This window comes from Pseudoalteromonas sp. 23_GOM-1509m, from assembly GCF_000518425.1.
Lineage (GTDB): Bacteria > Pseudomonadota > Gammaproteobacteria > Enterobacterales > Alteromonadaceae > Pseudoalteromonas > Pseudoalteromonas tetraodonis.
The window spans coordinates 67544-84216 of record NZ_KI912436.1 but is presented as its reverse complement, the minus strand read 5'-3'; the positions used below and the strand labels follow the sequence as shown (position 1 = coordinate 84216).

Below are 16673 nucleotides of genomic sequence, written 5' to 3'. Positions count from 1 at the left end.
CTTTAATTATTAGATTGCAGCGCATTGAGATGAAAAGTTAGTGGTAATTTTACCTTCAACTAATTCATAAAATGCTTGTGCATTGTCTATTGGTGCATTTGCGTAATCGCTGCGTACCGAAGTGATAATTTGTTGATGAGCAGTTTCATCACAACCACGTACGTTAAGCATTGCAGAGATATACTCGCCTTCACCCTGTGCTATTTCTTGTTCTAATACAGGAAAAGTTTGTTGAATAAACTGCGCTGTTTTTACGTTAGCGCCTTCACAGCTCTCTACTGAAGAAATGTTAGACGATACCGCCGTTGTTCCTAAATCCCAAATAATATTAGAAATTGCTGCCGCAACGCCATTGTCTGGGAAAACCATCGCGCCAATACCACATTGTTGCCATGGGTTGATGCCACTTTTTGCTTGTGACGGCATTGAAACGAACGCGCTTACTAATACCGCAGCAGTTAAACATCTTTTTATCATTATTAATTTCCTTTAATTTATATGCGCCCCACAAAACGGGCGTGAAAGTGTACCTGCTTTAGTTATTTAAATGCAAATGGTTGTGTAACACAATGTAAAACAACGGTGTAAAGTTTATAAAAGTGCAATAAATAAGTGAATTAGCGGGAATAAATATTGCGAGTTAAAATCATTTAACTAACTCTAACAGCGGCTAATAATAGCTAATTACCCTGCATTTTATAAATTAGCGGTTTCTGGTGTTTAAAACTAACTGTTTAAGCGATTTTACTGTATAATTTGCGACCCTTGATAATGTGGCCGCAGGTTATACAGCAATGAATTTTAAATCTTTTAGTTTTGCCCCTGAACTTATTCAGGCGTTAGACGAACTTAATTACCACACCCTTACGCCCATTCAGCGCTCAGCTATTCCGGCTGTTCGTAAAGGTAAAGACGTTTTAGCAAGTGCACAAACCGGTACAGGTAAAACCGCTGCCTTTGCACTCCCTATTATTCAAAAGTTATTTGAGTCAGATTGCAGCACTACGAATGCGCCAAGCGCCTTAGTCCTTGCGCCTACGCGTGAGCTTGCAGAGCAAATTGCGAATAACTTTAAAGACTTTGCTAAGTACACTCAGTTAAAAGTAGTGAGCTTATTTGGTGGTGTTAATACCGCAGGACAAGAAATTGCACTCAAAGAAGGTGTTGATGTTGTAGTAGCAACACCAGGGCGTTTACTGGATCATATTCGTTTAGGTAACTTAAGCCTTGCTCAAGTAAAACATTTAGTCCTTGATGAAGCTGACCGTATGCTCGATATGGGCTTTATTAATGACATGCAAAGCGTAATAAAAAGCTGTGCAGATGAGCGTCAAATTTTATTGTTTTCAGCTACTTTCCCAGCAGCAATTAAACAGTTTGCCTCTAAAGTGTTAAAGCAGCCTGAAATTGTCCGTGTTGACCAAACTAACAGCACCGCAAGCACAGTACAACACGTGGTTTACCCAGTAGAAGAGCGCCGTAAGCAAGAGTTGCTTTCTGAGCTGATTGGTAAGAAAAACTGGCAGCAAGTGCTAGTGTTTGTAAACATGAAAGAAACCGCAGATGAGTTAGTAACTGAACTTAACTTAGACGGTATCCCAGCGGCAGTATGTCATGGCGATAAATCGCAAGGTAACCGTCGTCGTGCGTTGCGTGAATTTAAAGAAGGTAAAGTACGCGTGCTAGTTGCAACAGAAGTGGCAGCCCGTGGTATCGATATTGACGGTTTACCGCGCGTTATTAATATTGATTTACCTTGGCTTGCTGAAGATTACGTTCACCGTATTGGCCGCACCGGTCGTGCTGGTAACCAAGGACAAGCTATTTCGTTTGTTAGCCGCGAAGAAGAAAACATGTTGTTTGAAATTGAAACCTTAATTGGTCAAAAAATTAAACGTGTTTACTTAGAAGGTTACGAAGTAAGTAATCGTGAAGTGCTGATTGATAAAATTGGTAAAAAGCCAGCACATTTACGCCGTACCCGTGCTAATAAGCCATCAGGCCAAGCTACCGGTGAAGCGAGAGCGAAAAACCGTTCGCGTATTTCTAATGTACGTAAAAGCTTAAAAGGCGAAAAGCTGTCACTTAAAAAGTAAGACAGCTAAGCCATTAAAAAAAGCCTGAGTTTACTCAGGTTTTTTTGTGCCTAATACATTATCGATAATTGCAGCGTACGCATACGCAGCCGCTTCATTGTTCTGATTAGCTATAACTGATAAGCCAACCGGTAAGTGGCTTACTTTACCAACCGGCAAAGTAATATGGGTCGTCCCTGCAATGGCAGGTAATGAACTACTACTGCCTTTAAAGTTATCGCCGTTAATTAAATCTGTTTTCCACGCCGGTGAAACGGTAGGCGCAATTACAATATCTAGCTTATTATTGCTGTATAAATTGCTAATAGCGCGCTTTGCAAGTGCGTGATATCGCGCTTTGGTGTTTTGATATTGTTGTTTTTCACTCAAATCAACCGCGTTAGCTTGTTGTAAAATATCTTGCTCAAAGTAGGGCATTTCCTGCTGTTTATTTGCGCTATTAAATGCGATTAACTCATCTAAACTTTTTACGGTTACCTGTGCTGGTGTTTTGCTTAAGTAGTGGTTAATTTCGGCTTTAAAGTCGTAAAGTAGGATGGCGTATTCATCAACGTAAAGCGTACTTAAGTCATCTTTTACTTCAACATTGACAACGGTATGACCTGCGTCTTTTAATGTTTGTAACTGCTTAGCGTAAAGCTTTTGTGTTGCCACAGTAAACTTACTGGCTGGAAGCGCGCCTATCCTCAGTGACGATTTAACCGCTATGCTATCAAGCGTTCTATTTACGTTGAGTGTCGATACATCGTCTGAGTCTTCACCTTGAATGACTGATAATACCGCGAGTGCATCTTTCAAAGAATGCGCCATTGGGCCTACCGAATCTTGGCTACTAGAAAGTGGGATCACGCCTGCGCGCGAAACGTGCCCCATACTGGGTTTAATGGCGTACACCCCATTAACAGATGCAGGGCAGGTAATTGAGCCGTCGGTTTCAGTGCCCAGCGCAATAGGCGCAAAATTTAAAGCAACCGCCACAGCAGAGCCCGAGCTTGAACCACACGGATTACGAGTTACATCATGGGCGTTATGGGTTTGTCCGCCAATGGCACTCCAGCCAGATGATGAATACGATGAGCGAAAATTAGCCCATTCACTTAAGTTCGCTTTGCCTAAAATAATCGCCCCTGCTTGGCGTAATTGTTTAACCACAAAGGCATCGTTATTAGTAACGTTATTTTTAAGTGCTAATGAACCCGCTGTGGTGGGTAATGTACCTGTTGTTTCAATGTTATCTTTTAGTAATACCGCGATACCATGTAAAGAGCCTGCCCATTTTCCGGCTTTAAACAGAGCATCGAGTTGTTTGGCTTGTTCAATTGCAGTGGGCTCAATACTAATTACCGCATTATATTTAGGATTGAGCGCGTTTATTCTGTCGATATAAGTGCGGGTAAGCTGTTCAGCCGTGGTGGTGTTATTTTTATAGGCATTGTGAATGTCACTAATGGTTTTAAGCTCTGTATTGTTATCCGCTGCGTGTAAATTCGGTATTGTACAAACACATAAGGTTAAAAGTAGCCGTTTTATACTCATTGTTATTATCTATTTTATGGAAACACAGGTTATTTTTAGCACAAAAAAACCTCACATTGTGAGGTTTTTCGATAAAGGTCGATTAAGTCGAGTTAGGCGTTTTCTAGCATCGATAACGCAACCGCCTCTGCGGCTTTAATACCATCAATACCCGCTGATAAAATACCACCCGCATAACCCGCGCCTTCACCTGCAGGGTAAAGCCCTTTAGTATTAATACTTTGGAAGGTTTTATCGCGCTTGATACTTATTGGTGATGAAGTACGCGTTTCTACCCCAGTGAGTAAGCCATCATTAGTTGAAAAACCACGAATTTGCTTGTTAAAGGCTGGAATTGCTTCACGCAAGGCTTCAATCGCAAAAGGAGGTAATACCTTGCTCAAATCAGTCAGTTTTATGCCCGGCGTATACGAAGGCTGTACATCGCCTAAATTAGCCGATGATTTACCTTTTAAAAAGTCGCCAATAAGCTGTGCAGGGGCATCGTAGTTTTTACCACCAAGTTCATAGGCTTGCTCTTCTAGTTTACGCTGTAAATCAATGCCGGCTAGGGGATGCCCAGGGAAGTCTTTTTCTGGCGAAATACCCACTACAATAGCGCTGTTAGCATTACGTTCACTACGTGAATATTGGCTCATGCCATTGGTGACGACTCGGCCTTCTTCAGATGTTGCGGCAACTACTGTGCCGCCAGGGCACATACAAAAACTATATACAGTACGGCCGTTATTACAATGGTGTACTAATTTGTAATCTGCAGAGCCTAAAATAGGGTTACCCGCATTATCGCCAAAGCGGCATTCATCAATCATTGATTGCTTATGTTCTATTCTAAAGCCCACTGAAAAGGGTTTTGCCTCAACATAAATGCCTTTATCGTGGATCATTTTAAACGTATCACGGGCACTGTGACCAACTGCTAATACCACATGGCGAGTGTTAAGCTGTTCACCATTAGAAAGTGTAAGCCCTGTAACTTGGCCGTTGTCTAAATGGATATCGTCAACGCGTGTGCTAAAACGAATTTCGCCACCGAGTTCAATAATACGGGCGCGCATTTTTTCAATCATGGTCACCAGTTTAAAGGTGCCAATGTGCGGCTTACTAACGTATAAAATTTCTTCAGGAGCACCAGCCTCTACAAATTCAGTGATCACTTTACGACCATAATGTTTGGGATCTTTTACTTGGCTGTAGAGCTTACCGTCTGAGAACGTGCCTGCACCCCCTTCACCAAACTGAACGTTTGATTCGGTATTTAGCGCCTTTTTACGCCAAAAACCAAAAGTGTCTTTGGTGCGTTCACGCACTTCTTTGCCGCGCTCTAAAATAATTGGTTTAAAGCCCATTTGTGCCAGCACTAAACCGGCAAATAAGCCACAAGGGCCAAAGCCAATTACCACAGGGCGCTCTTTAATGCTGCTATTAGCGTGTGCTACAAATTTGTAGTTGGTGTCAGGGGAGACTTTAACGTGTTGGTCTTTTTCAAACGAGGTTAACAGTTGTGCTTCGTTATCCACTTCAACATCAAGCGTGTAAATCAGTAAAATGGCGCTTTTTTTACGTGCATCGTAACCGCGTTTAAACACATTGTAGCTGTGTAGCTGCTCTGGGCTTATATTTAATTTATTGATGATGGCTTGACCAATGGCATTTTCGTCATGGTCAAGCGGCAGCTTTATTTCGGTTAAACGTATCATTAATATCTCTTTAGGTGTCATAGCGGGGATTAAATTCCGCTCACAATAAGGGGTGTGCACAAAGCGCTGATTTATAAGTGCCATATGTTACGTTAAATTGCCCACTTTTGGCACTTATTTATTGTGTTTTGGTAAGGGTTGGGTATGATCCGCAACTGTTATTGTGAAACATTAGGTATTAAACCATTATGGCGTTTGTAGTCACCGAAAACTGTATAAAATGTAAGTACACTGATTGCGTATCAGTATGCCCTGCAGATGCATTTTTTGAAGGTCCTAATTTTTTGGCTATTAGCCCTATTGACTGTATTGACTGTGGTTTATGCGTACCTGAGTGTGCCGCTGATGCTATTTTTCAAGAAGATGAATTACCTGAATCGCAAAAAGAGTTTACCCAATTAAATGCGGAGCTAGCAGAAATATGGCCACGCATCACCCAAGTTAAACCCGCCCCAGAAGATGCCGATAGCTGGAATGGTGTGGCTAATAAATTAAAACTTCTCGACACATAATCATTCCACTTCGTTGTGTATTAGTTTTTTGTTAATTTTATTGCAAATAATAGCGCGCAACTATTAACAAATGTACCTGTATAATTTACACTCCTGAGCAAAGTTTACTTTTAACAAGTAAATAAACCTAAATGGATGTTTATGCAGTACTTTATACCTATAAAAATAACAACATTGCTGTTTTTTATCAGCTTCAGCCTCGGTTTAACTCTCAGCCCCAATGCACTTGCCGATAAGCTTAATTATCAACTCGCGCACATTAATAAAAATATTGATGTAGATGGCGTGCTTAACGAGCCACATTGGCAACAAGCAACACATGTTGCGGTAAATTATCAAGATGAGCCGAATGAAAAAGGCACACCGCCAGTAAAAACAGATGCATACCTTTATGACGATGGTCATAATTTATATGTGGCGTTTGTAGCTTACGACCCCGATCCGAGTAAAATTCGCGCGGCGCTTCGTGACAGAGATACCCTCTGGCAAGATGATACTGTCGGTTTGGTGATTGATACCTTTAACGATGAACGTACAGGCTATGAGTTTTATGTAAACCCACTGGGCGCTCAAGGTGACCTTCGCATGACGGATACCGATGAATGGGTGTCAGACTTATCGTGGGATGCCATTTGGGACAGTGCCGGTACCATAAACGAGCAAGGTTACGTGGTTGAAATGCGTATTCCGTTTAAAGCGCTGCGATTTGCGCAAAATAAAGATCAATCTACCTGGGGTTTTGCTGTAATGCGAAACTATCAGCGTGATGTGTTGTATCAATTATCAAGCACAGGCTTTGACCGTGATATTAAATGTAGTTTATGTCAGTTTGATAAAATAAGCGGATTTAATAATTTAGCACCGAGTAAAAACCTGCAATTAACGCCAACATTAACCGCACTGAGAAACGATCAAAAAACACAAGTACCTGGTGCGTGGGATAATGGCGATGTAGACACTGAGGTAGGGCTTGATCTTCGTTGGGGGGTTACCAAAGATGCGGTAATTAATGCCACAATAAACCCAGACTTTTCTCAGGTAGAAACCGATTCGTTAGAACTGGATGTAAACACCACATATTCTATTTATTACGCAGAAAAACGCCCGTTTTTCTTAGATGGCGCATCTTACTTTAAAAGTAACTTATTTGAACTCCTTTACACCCGTACCATAGCTGAGCCAAATATTGGCGCCAAGCTCACTGGTAAAACCGACAGCCACAGTTATGCGCTAATGTTTGCAGATGACGATAACAGTAATATTTTATTGCCAACTAACCAAGGCTCGGGCTTTGCCAACTTAAATGATAAAACCAAAGCGGCGGTGGCACGTTATCAATATGATATTGGCCAACAAGGTACTATTGGTGTCACTTCTACACATCGCGAAAGTAGCGACTACCATAATACGGTGCTATCGGTTGATGGCAGCTATTGGTTTAATCAGTCAGATACGCTTAATTATCAAATCGCGAATGCTGATACCAATAACTCGCCGTTTTTAGTTGATAACTACAATTTAGCAGACTCTCAGTCGGATATGGCGTATGCATTAAAGCTGACACGCGATAAGCGTGATTATAAGCTTTACGCGACCTATGACAATATTGGTGAGGATTACCGGACCGATTTAGGTTATCAAGAAAAGGTAGACTATGAAAAAGTAGGTTTTGGTGGCGGACAAACTTGGTATGGTGATGAACATGACATGCTAACAACCTGGTCATACACCGCCGATTGGGATAAAACCTGGGCGCAAAATGGCGAGTTACTTGAAGAAGAATACGAAGGTTATATGACCTTTCAAGGTCAAAAGCAGTCTGTATTTGAGCTGGGTTTGTTAAATCGCTATGAAAATTATAACGGCAAGTTTTATAACCAAAATATTGGTTATTTTTATACGGCTTTTAGACCGTCAAAAGATCTGAGATTATCGTTATATGCCGAATATGCAAGCCGTATAGATTATACTAATGAGCAGCTAGGCGATGTTTTAACCACACAATCGCAGGCTGTTTGGGATATTAATAACCATTGGCAGGTCGATGTTAGGCATAATTATAGCCATTTAGATGATTACCAAGGGCGACGTGTTTTTACCGCAAACCTTATTGATTTTAGGCTTTATTATAAGTTTAGTATGCGCGCTATGCTTAAGCTGATTTTACAGTTTGAAGATATAGACAGAAATGAGGATGCTTACTTTTATCAGGTTAGCGAAATCAACAAAGATTACGGTAGTCAGCTGGTGTACTCATACAAAATTAACGCACAAACCTTATTTTACTTAGGGTATTCAGATAAAGGTTATCAGGATGACTCGTTAAAAAGCATTGAGCGAGACCAACGTACTTTCTTTACTAAAGTCAGTTATGCGTGGCAGTTATAACGCTATAAATAATATAAAAGTAAGATTTTGCTAGGCAATAAAAAAACACGCTACTGGGTAGCGTGTTTTTTGTTTTACTAAATGGTAAACCTAACTATTACAAGTCAAATGTACGTGAGATAGCAAGTACAATTCGCTCATCTGCGTAATCGTAATCTAGGCTGGTATTCTCAGCAGCCACTTCAATGCCAAACCCTTCATAGCTCGTTTGGTATGCTAAGCGGTAGTGATAATACGATTTGTCGCCCTTAGCTTCATCCCATTGGAACTTATTGCCATCGAGTGAGTTTGAAATATCAAAGCTGGCACGAATCGCATGATTTGGCGCAAGCTCGTAAGTGTGCGCAATCATAGAAATCACATGGCCAGTATCGTAGCCAAAGTAATCCCAGCTGTACCAAAAGTTAAGCTCTGTTTGGCCGTAGTCACTGGCGTAACCAAATTTAGTATACGCTTCTGCGTAGTTACCATCGCTGTTATTACCTTGGTAAGTGTAATAAGCAATACCGTAATCCAGGCTTACTTGTTCGTTTAACTGAATGTATCGGCCTACGTAAGCATCTAGTTCAAAGTCGGTGTCATCACCAAAATCTACGTTTGATGCCCATACACCGGCATAAACACCGTTATCATAAGCGTAGTCAAGGCTTGCTTGTAGTGCCGGATCGTTATCTGTTTGTGATACACCATTAAAGGTGTAATCAGATGCAGCCGTAATCGTTGTTGACCAGTTAGCCGCTGCCGTTGTTGATAAAACGGTGAACGGTAAAGCGATAAAAAGTTGTTTTAATTTATTGTTCATGTGTTTTCCTAGCTGATAGTTTCTATTTTTGTGTAATCAATTTTATTCGCTTTAGGCGATCCTTCGATATTGCTGACCGTTTTAAGTTTGCTGTAGGCAATAAAACCAAGGCAAATAAAGAATAACCCTATAACTAAAGCACCAACCCATTGAATTTGCAAAAACTCAAGCTTAAATAGCAATGTTAGTAGCGACAAAGCGACAACGTTCATGGCAATATATTTAAATTTACCAAAGCGTTTTACGGTTAGGTTTAAATTATCTGTGTATAAACGGATCAGTGAATCGAGCGAGTTAATAACAAATACGATACCTACAAACACCATAGCAAAGTTTTTGATTCCCTCGGTTGGAATACCGGCTTCATGGTAGTGATATAAAACACTAAACCAGATAGCGATTGGAATCGATGGGAAAATCAGCATAGCACCAAGGACTTGATAGGTTTTTAAACCGCCCACAAAACGCGATGTAAATTGACCAATCATAATGCTCCACGCAAACCACCAAAATAAGTAAAACTCATGGTAATCATTCAGTGGTAATACAAACTCATTGATGTTGGCAAAGTAATTACCAATTAATCCGATGTTTTTAGTAAATGCAGAGAGTTCACTGTCGCCAAATAAGAAGGCATCAGCCCACATAAAGCCAATTAGGGCGATAAACAACCAAGTAGTTGCAATACTTAAAAAGCGTACATATTTAATATCGGTACTTGAATACACCGCAAAGCAAATAGCGGCAAGCACGATTAAGTAAAACGCAGGAATAACATTTGAGCCATCACCGAGTTCAGGTAAATACCACGGCAAGTTACTCAGTAATAAGTAAGCGGTAAACGCACAAGTACCAATAATGACCACGTTGTTTAAAAACTTAACCCATGGAATTTCAAAAAACTTCACTTTGGGTTCTATTACACAGAAATAAAAGCACGTAAGAAAATAAAATCCCCAAATTAAAAATCCCCAATAACCAAACTCAATTGAGAGAGGATTGGCAAATGCATATTCTGGGCTTGCTTTTATGTCTGCATAACCGGCAAATTCGGTTAAAGGAAACATAATGAGGCCAACGTCTAGGCCCGAGGTAAACAGGATTGCTATAAAGGTGAATGTTCTCACTGGTGTGACGCCTACTACGCGTACATTGCCCCATTTAATTAAAATAGCAACAATCGCAAGTAAGGTGAAAATAATGCCAGCATTAAGCCAAATAGTCATTATCGCCCTCCCAGAATGAATAAAAGTAACACATATATACTCCGTTTTTTATTGTGCTTGCATTAACACAGGCATAACCTATTTATGCTTGTGAGCCACTGCAAGGCGCATAAAGGCACTCCTTAAAGCATTTTGCTTAAAAGAGTGGCCTTTATGGCAGGCTAAATTAAAGGGTTTTATTTCGTTGTGTAGTTTGCCAATCAGTGGCATTCACAACATCAACTCCTGTGAGAGCTAAGGGGTTATTACCTAAAATAATATCAGCGGCTTTTTCGGCCACCATAATGGTTGGTGCATTTAAATTACCGTTAGGTATGGTTGGAAAAATTGACGAATCAACCACACGTAAGCTTTGTATGCCATGCACTTGAGTGTTTGAGTTAACCACCGCCATGTCGTCTTCACCCATTTTGCAAGAGCAAGAAGGGTGGTAAGCACTTTCTACTGCTTGGCGAACAAAGGCATCAATTTGCTCATCAGTTTGAACTTGTTGCCCTGGTTGAATTTCTTCACCACGGAAGTCGTCAAAGGCAGGTTGTTCAATAATTTCACGCGTTAAACGTACGCACGCTCTAAAGCCTTCAATATCATCTTGATGCTCTAGGTAGTTAAATACAATTTTAGGTGGCTGTGTTGGATCAGCTGATGCAATAGTGACACTGCCTCGGCTCTTAGGCTTGTTATGACCTACATGCACTTGAAAACCATGCCCTGCAAAAGCACTGCGTCCATCGTAACGCATTGCTGCCGGTAAAAAGTGATACTGAATATCTGGCCATTCAACACCTGGCTTTGAGCGAATAAAGGCACATGATTCAAAATGATTAGTTGAGCCTAAGCCTTTGCGAGTTAGTAGCCATTTTGCACCAATCAAGCCTTTAGAAAACAAACCTAATTTACCGTTTAAGGTGATCGGTTGATTACATTTATATTGAAAGTAAAACTCGAGATGATCTTGCAAGTTTTGACCTACACCTGGTAAGTGATGCTTTACTTCAACACCTGCATTTTCAAGAGTTTGTGTATCGCCAATACCTGAAAGTTGCAGTAGGTGTGGCGAACCAATAGAGCCCGCACTTAAAATAACCTCTTTACTTGCTTGCGCTGTTTTAACTGCGCCATTGAGTTTGTATTCAACACCGGTTGCTTTTTTACCGTCTAAAATAACGCGCTGCGCAAGTGCACCGGTTACAATTGTTAGGTTACTGCGATGTTTAATCGGATCTAAATATTCACGAGAGGCTGAGCTGCGCACACCGTTTTTAACGGTCATGTGCATAGGGCCAAAGCCTTCTTGTTGAGCACTATTATAATCAGCTGTAGTGGCATAACCCGCTTGAGCACCAGCATCAATAAAGGCGCTATACAAAGGGTTTTCCATGTTATTACCATTATTAACGCCAAGGGGACCTTTTCCACCACGATGGCTGTTTTCACCTAGATAAAAGCTTTCTGCTTTTTTAAAATACGGTAAACAGGCTTGATAATCCCAGCCATTAGCGCCATGTTGCTGCCATTCATCAAAATCTTTCGCATGACCACGTACATACACCATGCCATTAATAGATGATGAGCCGCCAAGCACTTTACCGCGTGGGCAGTGCATTTCACGGTTATCTAAGTACTTTTCTGGCTGCGTATGAAATTGCCACGCATACTTATCGGTATTCATTGGAATAGACAGAGCAGTGGGCATTTTAATAAAGATGCTTTTATCGCTGCCGCCGGTTTCAAGTAACAATACCTTGTTACTTGAATCTTCAGACAAGCGATTTGCTAACACACAGCCTGCCGAGCCTGCGCCTACAATAATATAATCAAAAGAGTGGTTCATAATGATTCCTTAAAATGGGCTTTCTATGTCAGCCATACCAACATAAACAGACTTAGTTTGCGTGTAATGATCAAGTGTTTCTATACCATTTTCACGACCAATACCCGATTGCTTATAGCCACCCACTGGCATTTCTGCTGGCGAGTTACCGTAAGCATTAATCCAACAAATACCGGCTTGAAGTTGATGAATTACGCGATGAGCGCGTTTAATATCGCTGGTGAAAACGCCTGCAGCTAAACCTAAGTGAGTGCCGTTAGCACGTGCAATTACATCATCTTCATCATCAAATACTAAAACGCTCATTACTGGGCCAAAAATTTCTTCTTTAACGATGGTCATTTCATCGTTGCAATCAACAAATACTGTCGGCGCTACAAAATAGCCATCTGGTGCAGATGCTGGAGAAAGCATTGAACCACCCGTTAATAATGTTGCACCTTCTTTAAGGCCTTTGTCGATGTAACTCATCACTAAATCTTGATGCTTCTTAGAAATAAGCGCGCCAAAGTTAGTATTTAAGTCTTGCGGGTCACCGGCAATAATATTGTTTTCGGTACGTGTTTTAAGTTCATCAATAAATTGTTGATACACATTTTTGTGAACATAAATACGAGTGCAGTTTGTACAAATTTCACCTTGGGTATAAAAGTTACCTAGCATGGCAGCACTTACTGCTTGCTCAATGTTGGCGTCATCAAATACTAATAATGGCGATTTACCACCAAGCTCCATAGTCACATCTTTTAATGTGCCTGCAGCACTGGCGACTACTTTTTTACCGGTACCTACTTCACCGGTAAACGATACTTTATCAATATCTTGATGTGCAGTAAGCCATTGACCCACTTCGCCCGCGCCTTGAACTACATTAAATACGCCAGCAGGGACGCCTGCTTCAATAAACACCTCGGCTAATTTAATTGCACCAAGCGGCGTTTCTTCAGACGGCTTAAAAATAAATGCATTACCCGCTGCAAGGGCAGGGCCTGACTTCCAACACGCAATTTGCAATGGGTAGTTCCATGCACCAATACCGGCGCAAATACCTAAAGGCTCTTTGCGTGTGTAGTAAAAGTCATCGCCAACCATTTGTTGTTGACCAACTTGTGCAGGGGCAAGGCCTGCAAAATATTCAATTACATCTGCGCCTGTTTCAACATCTACGCAGTTAGCTTCTTGCATTGGTTTACCGGTATCAAGCACTTCAACCAGGGCAAGCTCATCATTGCGCTCGCGTAAAATAGCAACGGCGTTTAGTAAAATACGGCTGCGCTCAATAGGGGTCATCGCGGACCAAACTTTAAAGCCTTGTTTTGCACTTTCTATCGCTGCGCTTTGAACATGCTGGTCAGCGATTTCAACGGCATAAATTACCTGGCCGGTTGCAGGATTTACTACATCAAATGTTTCGCCGCTTTTATTTGCAAGGAATTGGCCGTTGATAAAGTTTTGATAGATAGGTGTAGTCACGTTAGGCTCCATATTGCTTGATAAGTGAATGCACGTAGTTTTTAGCTAGTGATTCACTGTGTTTAAACTGATTTTCGTCTGATTGGCTTAATACGGCACGTAGCCATAAACCATCGATCATTGCTGCGGTTAATTCAGCCGCGAGGGTTGCTTGCGATAAAGGCATTAATTGCTTAAATGAAACGGTTAAATTGCTTTGCAAGCGTTTGCTGTTTACATTTTGTAAACGATGAAGTTCCTTATCGTGCATTGATTGCGCCCAAAAACTTAACCACGTCCGAGTGGTGTCTTTTCGTTGTTGTACTAGCGCAAAGTTTGATTCAACAATAAACATTAACCTTTGAGTTGCTGTGGTATTTTCATCAACCTTACTAATTAAGTCGTTTTTCAAGTTCGAGAGTAAGTAACGCACAGTTGCTTCAATTAGCCCCTGTTTCCCACCAAAGTAATGACTAATGATACCCGATGACATTCCTGCATTTTTGCTAATACTATTAATTGTGGTTGCTTGTAACCCTTTTTGAGCAACTGACTCTATTGTTGCGTCAATTAGCTGCTGACGCCTTACAGTTTCCATTCCAACTTTAGGCATAATTTTTATTAATTGATCGTTCAATAAAGATAAGCTTAAGGTAATAGCTCTAACAATTCAAGGTTCGTGCAAATGGTGAGTGTCTGAAATGTGGATAAATAATTAATAAAATAAGTCTAAAATGAAGTTATATTAACAAGCTGGATTTTTATTAAATATCATTTAATAACAATTTGTTACGTGTGTTTTTTTGATTGCTTTTTTCGGTGTATTTTTTTGTTTACATAATTGTTGAAACTTTTAGTGATTTATTTATTAGTGTGATAACTATTAGAGTACTAATTGTATTTTTTGTGAGCAGGTTACTTTAAAAAGCGGTAAGGCGAGTTTGTGGGAAGATCCAAGAAAAAAGATTTAGGAAGTGAAATATGAGATTAATTTACAGAAATGTTAACTAAGTGAAGAGATAAATAAAGACGCTGTTTAGGTTTCAACAACGCCTTTAAAGAGCAAAGGATAACGTCTCAAACGGTTGCCAATATAATCATCAGCCATAATTTGGTCGCAAATTTCATCAATGTTATCGGTCGCTTCAAATACCCAATCAAAGCGTTCTATTGCAAGTAAAAAACCGCGCTTTAAATGCGTTTGTGCCCGGTAATAAGCAAGGTTGTTTTTGATGAGTTGCAGTTTTTCAGGTTCTGCTTTTAATTGCGCAATAACTTGGTTAATAAACTGCAAATTGCGCGAACTGGTTGGTCTGTTTCTTCTATTTGTTGATCGCATCACTCTTCATTAGCTATGTTGTAAAGTTTTTTCAAAAAGTCGTCTTTGTGTTTGTCATGTTCATAATCAAGGTGATAAGTATTATGAAACCCAAAGCGAAGTAAAACACCACTGCCTTGTAAATAGACGGTATAGCCATCTATATCAGAATATGCAGTGATCCCTTGATAAAATTTACCTTCTTCTGTGACTTCTCCGCGTTGTTGAATGCGTTCGTAAACCGCTAGAATCTGTTTATTGTCGATTTCATTTTTCATTGTTTGTCCCTTTTATTTAATCACTCATACGCTATAGAAGTGAGGGTCGATCATCATAAAAACAATAGTCTAAAAAGTATGATATTGCTTTGTTATTTTTCATTTATAAATTATGCTCAAAGTTCACTTTTTGTTGAGCTTTTACCATGATAGACAAGGCGTTACTTTTAAAAACTCGTGAATTATCCGACCAACTCATTGCATTGCAAACACCCATTAGAATACTCGATGCAATAAATTGGGATAAACAAATTAAAGAGGAATTTTTTAGACAAAAATGTCAAAAAAATCCACTTATTGATCGTGCTTATTATCAACAGCGCGATTTAGGATTTGTTCCTAGCGAGTTGCGCCAAGCATTTTCAACACTGCACCGCAATATCATTAACCAGTTGGGGCAATTAAACCCAATTACACAATATATGGGTAAAATGTGTACCGAATATAAAACGGTTCTGAGCATGCTTGAATACCGCGGTACGCCAGAGTTTCATGACTTATCAGTGGAGCTATTTGGTCATCCTAAAGATTTGTTTCATGCTGGTGAGCCATCGCTATCAGAACTGGCTAATATGCTCGAACAGCCTTTAAAAAATTTACTTGCAGCGGATATTTTGCCTGAAGATCCTAAAAATATTGATGCCAGCGACGCGGTGCGGATTTTATCTGAACAGGTCAATGCCAGCATGCCGGGAATAAACGTAGAAGTGATGCTAAGTGATGGTATTGTCAGCGATGCGGCAGCAGGTGCTAATAATATTAAGCTCAATCAAGATGTTAAGTTTTCTCAGCGCGAATTAGATATTTTAGAAGTGCACGAGGGCTGGATCCATGTAGGCACCACTCAAAATGGCTTAGCGCAACCTTATTTAACTTGCTTGAGTAAAGGCACACCAAGCTCTACGGTTACCCAAGAGGGGCTTGCAGTACTGACGGAAATTATTACTCTTAAATCAACACCACGTCGTTTATCAAAATTAGTAAACCGTATTCAAGCGGTGACGAAAGTGATTGATGGTGCTGAGTTTATCGATATTTACCGAGATTACGTTGCTCAAGGTTTATCAAAAGACGACAGCTATACTCTTGCACAGCGCGTTTTTAGAGGCAGTACCGCAACCGGCTTACCCTTTACCAAAGATATTGCTTACATAAAAGGCTTTGTTTTAGTTTACAACTTAATTAGGGTGGCGATACAGCTTGGTCGAATTGATCAGTTGCCATTATTGCTGGTGGGTAAAATATCAATTGATGACTTTAGATTAATATCGCAATTGCATGACTTAGGTGTCATTGAAAATCCGCAATTTGTGCCGCCTCATTTTAAAGATTTAAGAGGCCTTGCTACGTGGCTCAGCTTTGGTCGATTTATTGGCGATTTGTCATTCGAACAATTAGAAAACGATTATAAGCCGTTGTTTTTATAATTTTAAAAAGGAAGCGCAGATTCCTTCTTTAGTAAAAAAACGCAGTGGGAATAAGCAACTGCGTTTAATTTTACATACATAAGCCTGCATGCCCATAAGAGGGC

The 16673-nt window shown here is 40.3% G+C and carries 14 protein-coding genes; 4 read left to right on the top strand and 10 right to left on the bottom strand.

Annotated features, from left to right (window positions below; all coding sequences use genetic code 11):
* Positions 1 to 9 precede the first annotated feature (9 nt).
* Complete coding sequence (locus N523_RS0118675) at positions 10 to 477, bottom strand: DUF3015 family protein (protein ID WP_028834770.1); 468 nt, start codon at positions 475 to 477, stop codon at positions 10 to 12.
* A gap of 317 nt (positions 478 to 794) precedes the next feature.
* Here N523_RS0118675 and N523_RS0118670 point away from each other — a divergent pair, with 317 nt between their 5' ends.
* Complete coding sequence (locus tag N523_RS0118670; RefSeq protein WP_028834771.1) at positions 795 to 2096, top strand: DEAD/DEAH box helicase; 1302 nt, start codon at positions 795 to 797, stop codon at positions 2094 to 2096.
* A 30-nt stretch (positions 2097 to 2126) separates the two neighbouring features.
* Here the strand turns inward: N523_RS0118670 and N523_RS0118665 are convergent, their stop codons facing one another.
* A complete protein-coding gene (locus N523_RS0118665; protein ID WP_028834772.1) occupies positions 2127 to 3632 on the bottom strand; it encodes an amidase family protein in 1506 nt (501 codons plus the stop codon).
* 92 nt (positions 3633 to 3724) lie between these two features.
* A complete protein-coding gene (locus N523_RS0118660) occupies positions 3725 to 5332 on the bottom strand; it encodes an NAD(P)/FAD-dependent oxidoreductase (protein WP_028834773.1) in 1608 nt (535 codons plus the stop codon).
* 188 nt (positions 5333 to 5520) lie between these two features.
* Between N523_RS0118660 and fdxA the strand changes: the two genes are divergently transcribed.
* Together fdxA and N523_RS0118650 are read left to right on the top strand one after the other, a co-directional pair.
* Positions 5521 to 5844 carry a ferredoxin FdxA gene (gene fdxA, locus N523_RS0118655; protein ID WP_008114035.1) on the top strand — a complete coding sequence of 108 codons (324 nt, stop codon included), beginning with the start codon at positions 5521 to 5523 and terminating at the stop codon, positions 5842 to 5844.
* Positions 5845 to 5985: 141 nt separating this feature from the next.
* Positions 5986 to 8232, top strand: a complete 2247-nt coding sequence (locus tag N523_RS0118650) for a carbohydrate binding family 9 domain-containing protein (RefSeq protein ID WP_028834774.1) — start codon at positions 5986 to 5988, stop codon at positions 8230 to 8232.
* Between the two features lie 97 nt (positions 8233 to 8329).
* On the opposite strand, the gene N523_RS0118645 is transcribed toward N523_RS0118650, so the two are convergent.
* The 7 genes from N523_RS0118645 to N523_RS0118615 form a co-directional block, all read right to left on the bottom strand.
* The gene (locus tag N523_RS0118645) at positions 8330 to 9034 is read right to left on the bottom strand and encodes a TorF family putative porin (RefSeq protein ID WP_028834775.1); all 705 of its coding nucleotides are present in this window, start codon (positions 9032 to 9034) and stop codon (positions 8330 to 8332) included.
* Between the two features lie 8 nt (positions 9035 to 9042).
* Positions 9043 to 10260: a BCCT family transporter gene (locus N523_RS0118640; RefSeq protein ID WP_028834776.1), complete on the bottom strand. Its 1218-nt coding sequence runs from the start codon at positions 10258 to 10260 to the stop codon at positions 9043 to 9045.
* A gap of 166 nt (positions 10261 to 10426) precedes the next feature.
* Entirely contained in the window at positions 10427 to 12094 is a 1668-nt protein-coding gene (betA, locus tag N523_RS0118635; RefSeq protein WP_028834777.1) for a choline dehydrogenase, read from the bottom strand.
* A 9-nt stretch (positions 12095 to 12103) separates the two neighbouring features.
* The gene (gene betB / locus N523_RS0118630; RefSeq protein WP_028834778.1) at positions 12104 to 13567 is read right to left on the bottom strand and encodes a betaine-aldehyde dehydrogenase; all 1464 of its coding nucleotides are present in this window, start codon (positions 13565 to 13567) and stop codon (positions 12104 to 12106) included.
* A 1-nt stretch (position 13568) separates the two neighbouring features.
* Positions 13569 to 14144, bottom strand: a complete 576-nt coding sequence (gene betI, locus N523_RS0118625; protein WP_081745148.1) for a transcriptional regulator BetI — start codon at positions 14142 to 14144, stop codon at positions 13569 to 13571.
* Positions 14145 to 14582: 438 nt separating this feature from the next.
* The gene (locus N523_RS0118620; RefSeq protein WP_024600891.1) at positions 14583 to 14885 is read right to left on the bottom strand and encodes a hypothetical protein; all 303 of its coding nucleotides are present in this window, start codon (positions 14883 to 14885) and stop codon (positions 14583 to 14585) included.
* Positions 14885 to 15142, bottom strand: coding sequence for a DUF3081 domain-containing protein (locus N523_RS0118615; RefSeq protein ID WP_013463225.1), 258 nt, complete (start codon positions 15140 to 15142; stop codon positions 14885 to 14887). The genes N523_RS0118620 and N523_RS0118615 overlap by 1 nt, the downstream gene beginning before the upstream one ends.
* Before the next feature lie 146 nt (positions 15143 to 15288).
* Here N523_RS0118615 and N523_RS0118610 point away from each other — a divergent pair, with 146 nt between their 5' ends.
* Positions 15289 to 16569, top strand: coding sequence for a flavohemoglobin expression-modulating QEGLA motif protein (locus N523_RS0118610; protein WP_028834780.1), 1281 nt, complete (start codon positions 15289 to 15291; stop codon positions 16567 to 16569).
* The last annotated feature ends 104 nt before the right edge of the window (positions 16570 to 16673 follow it).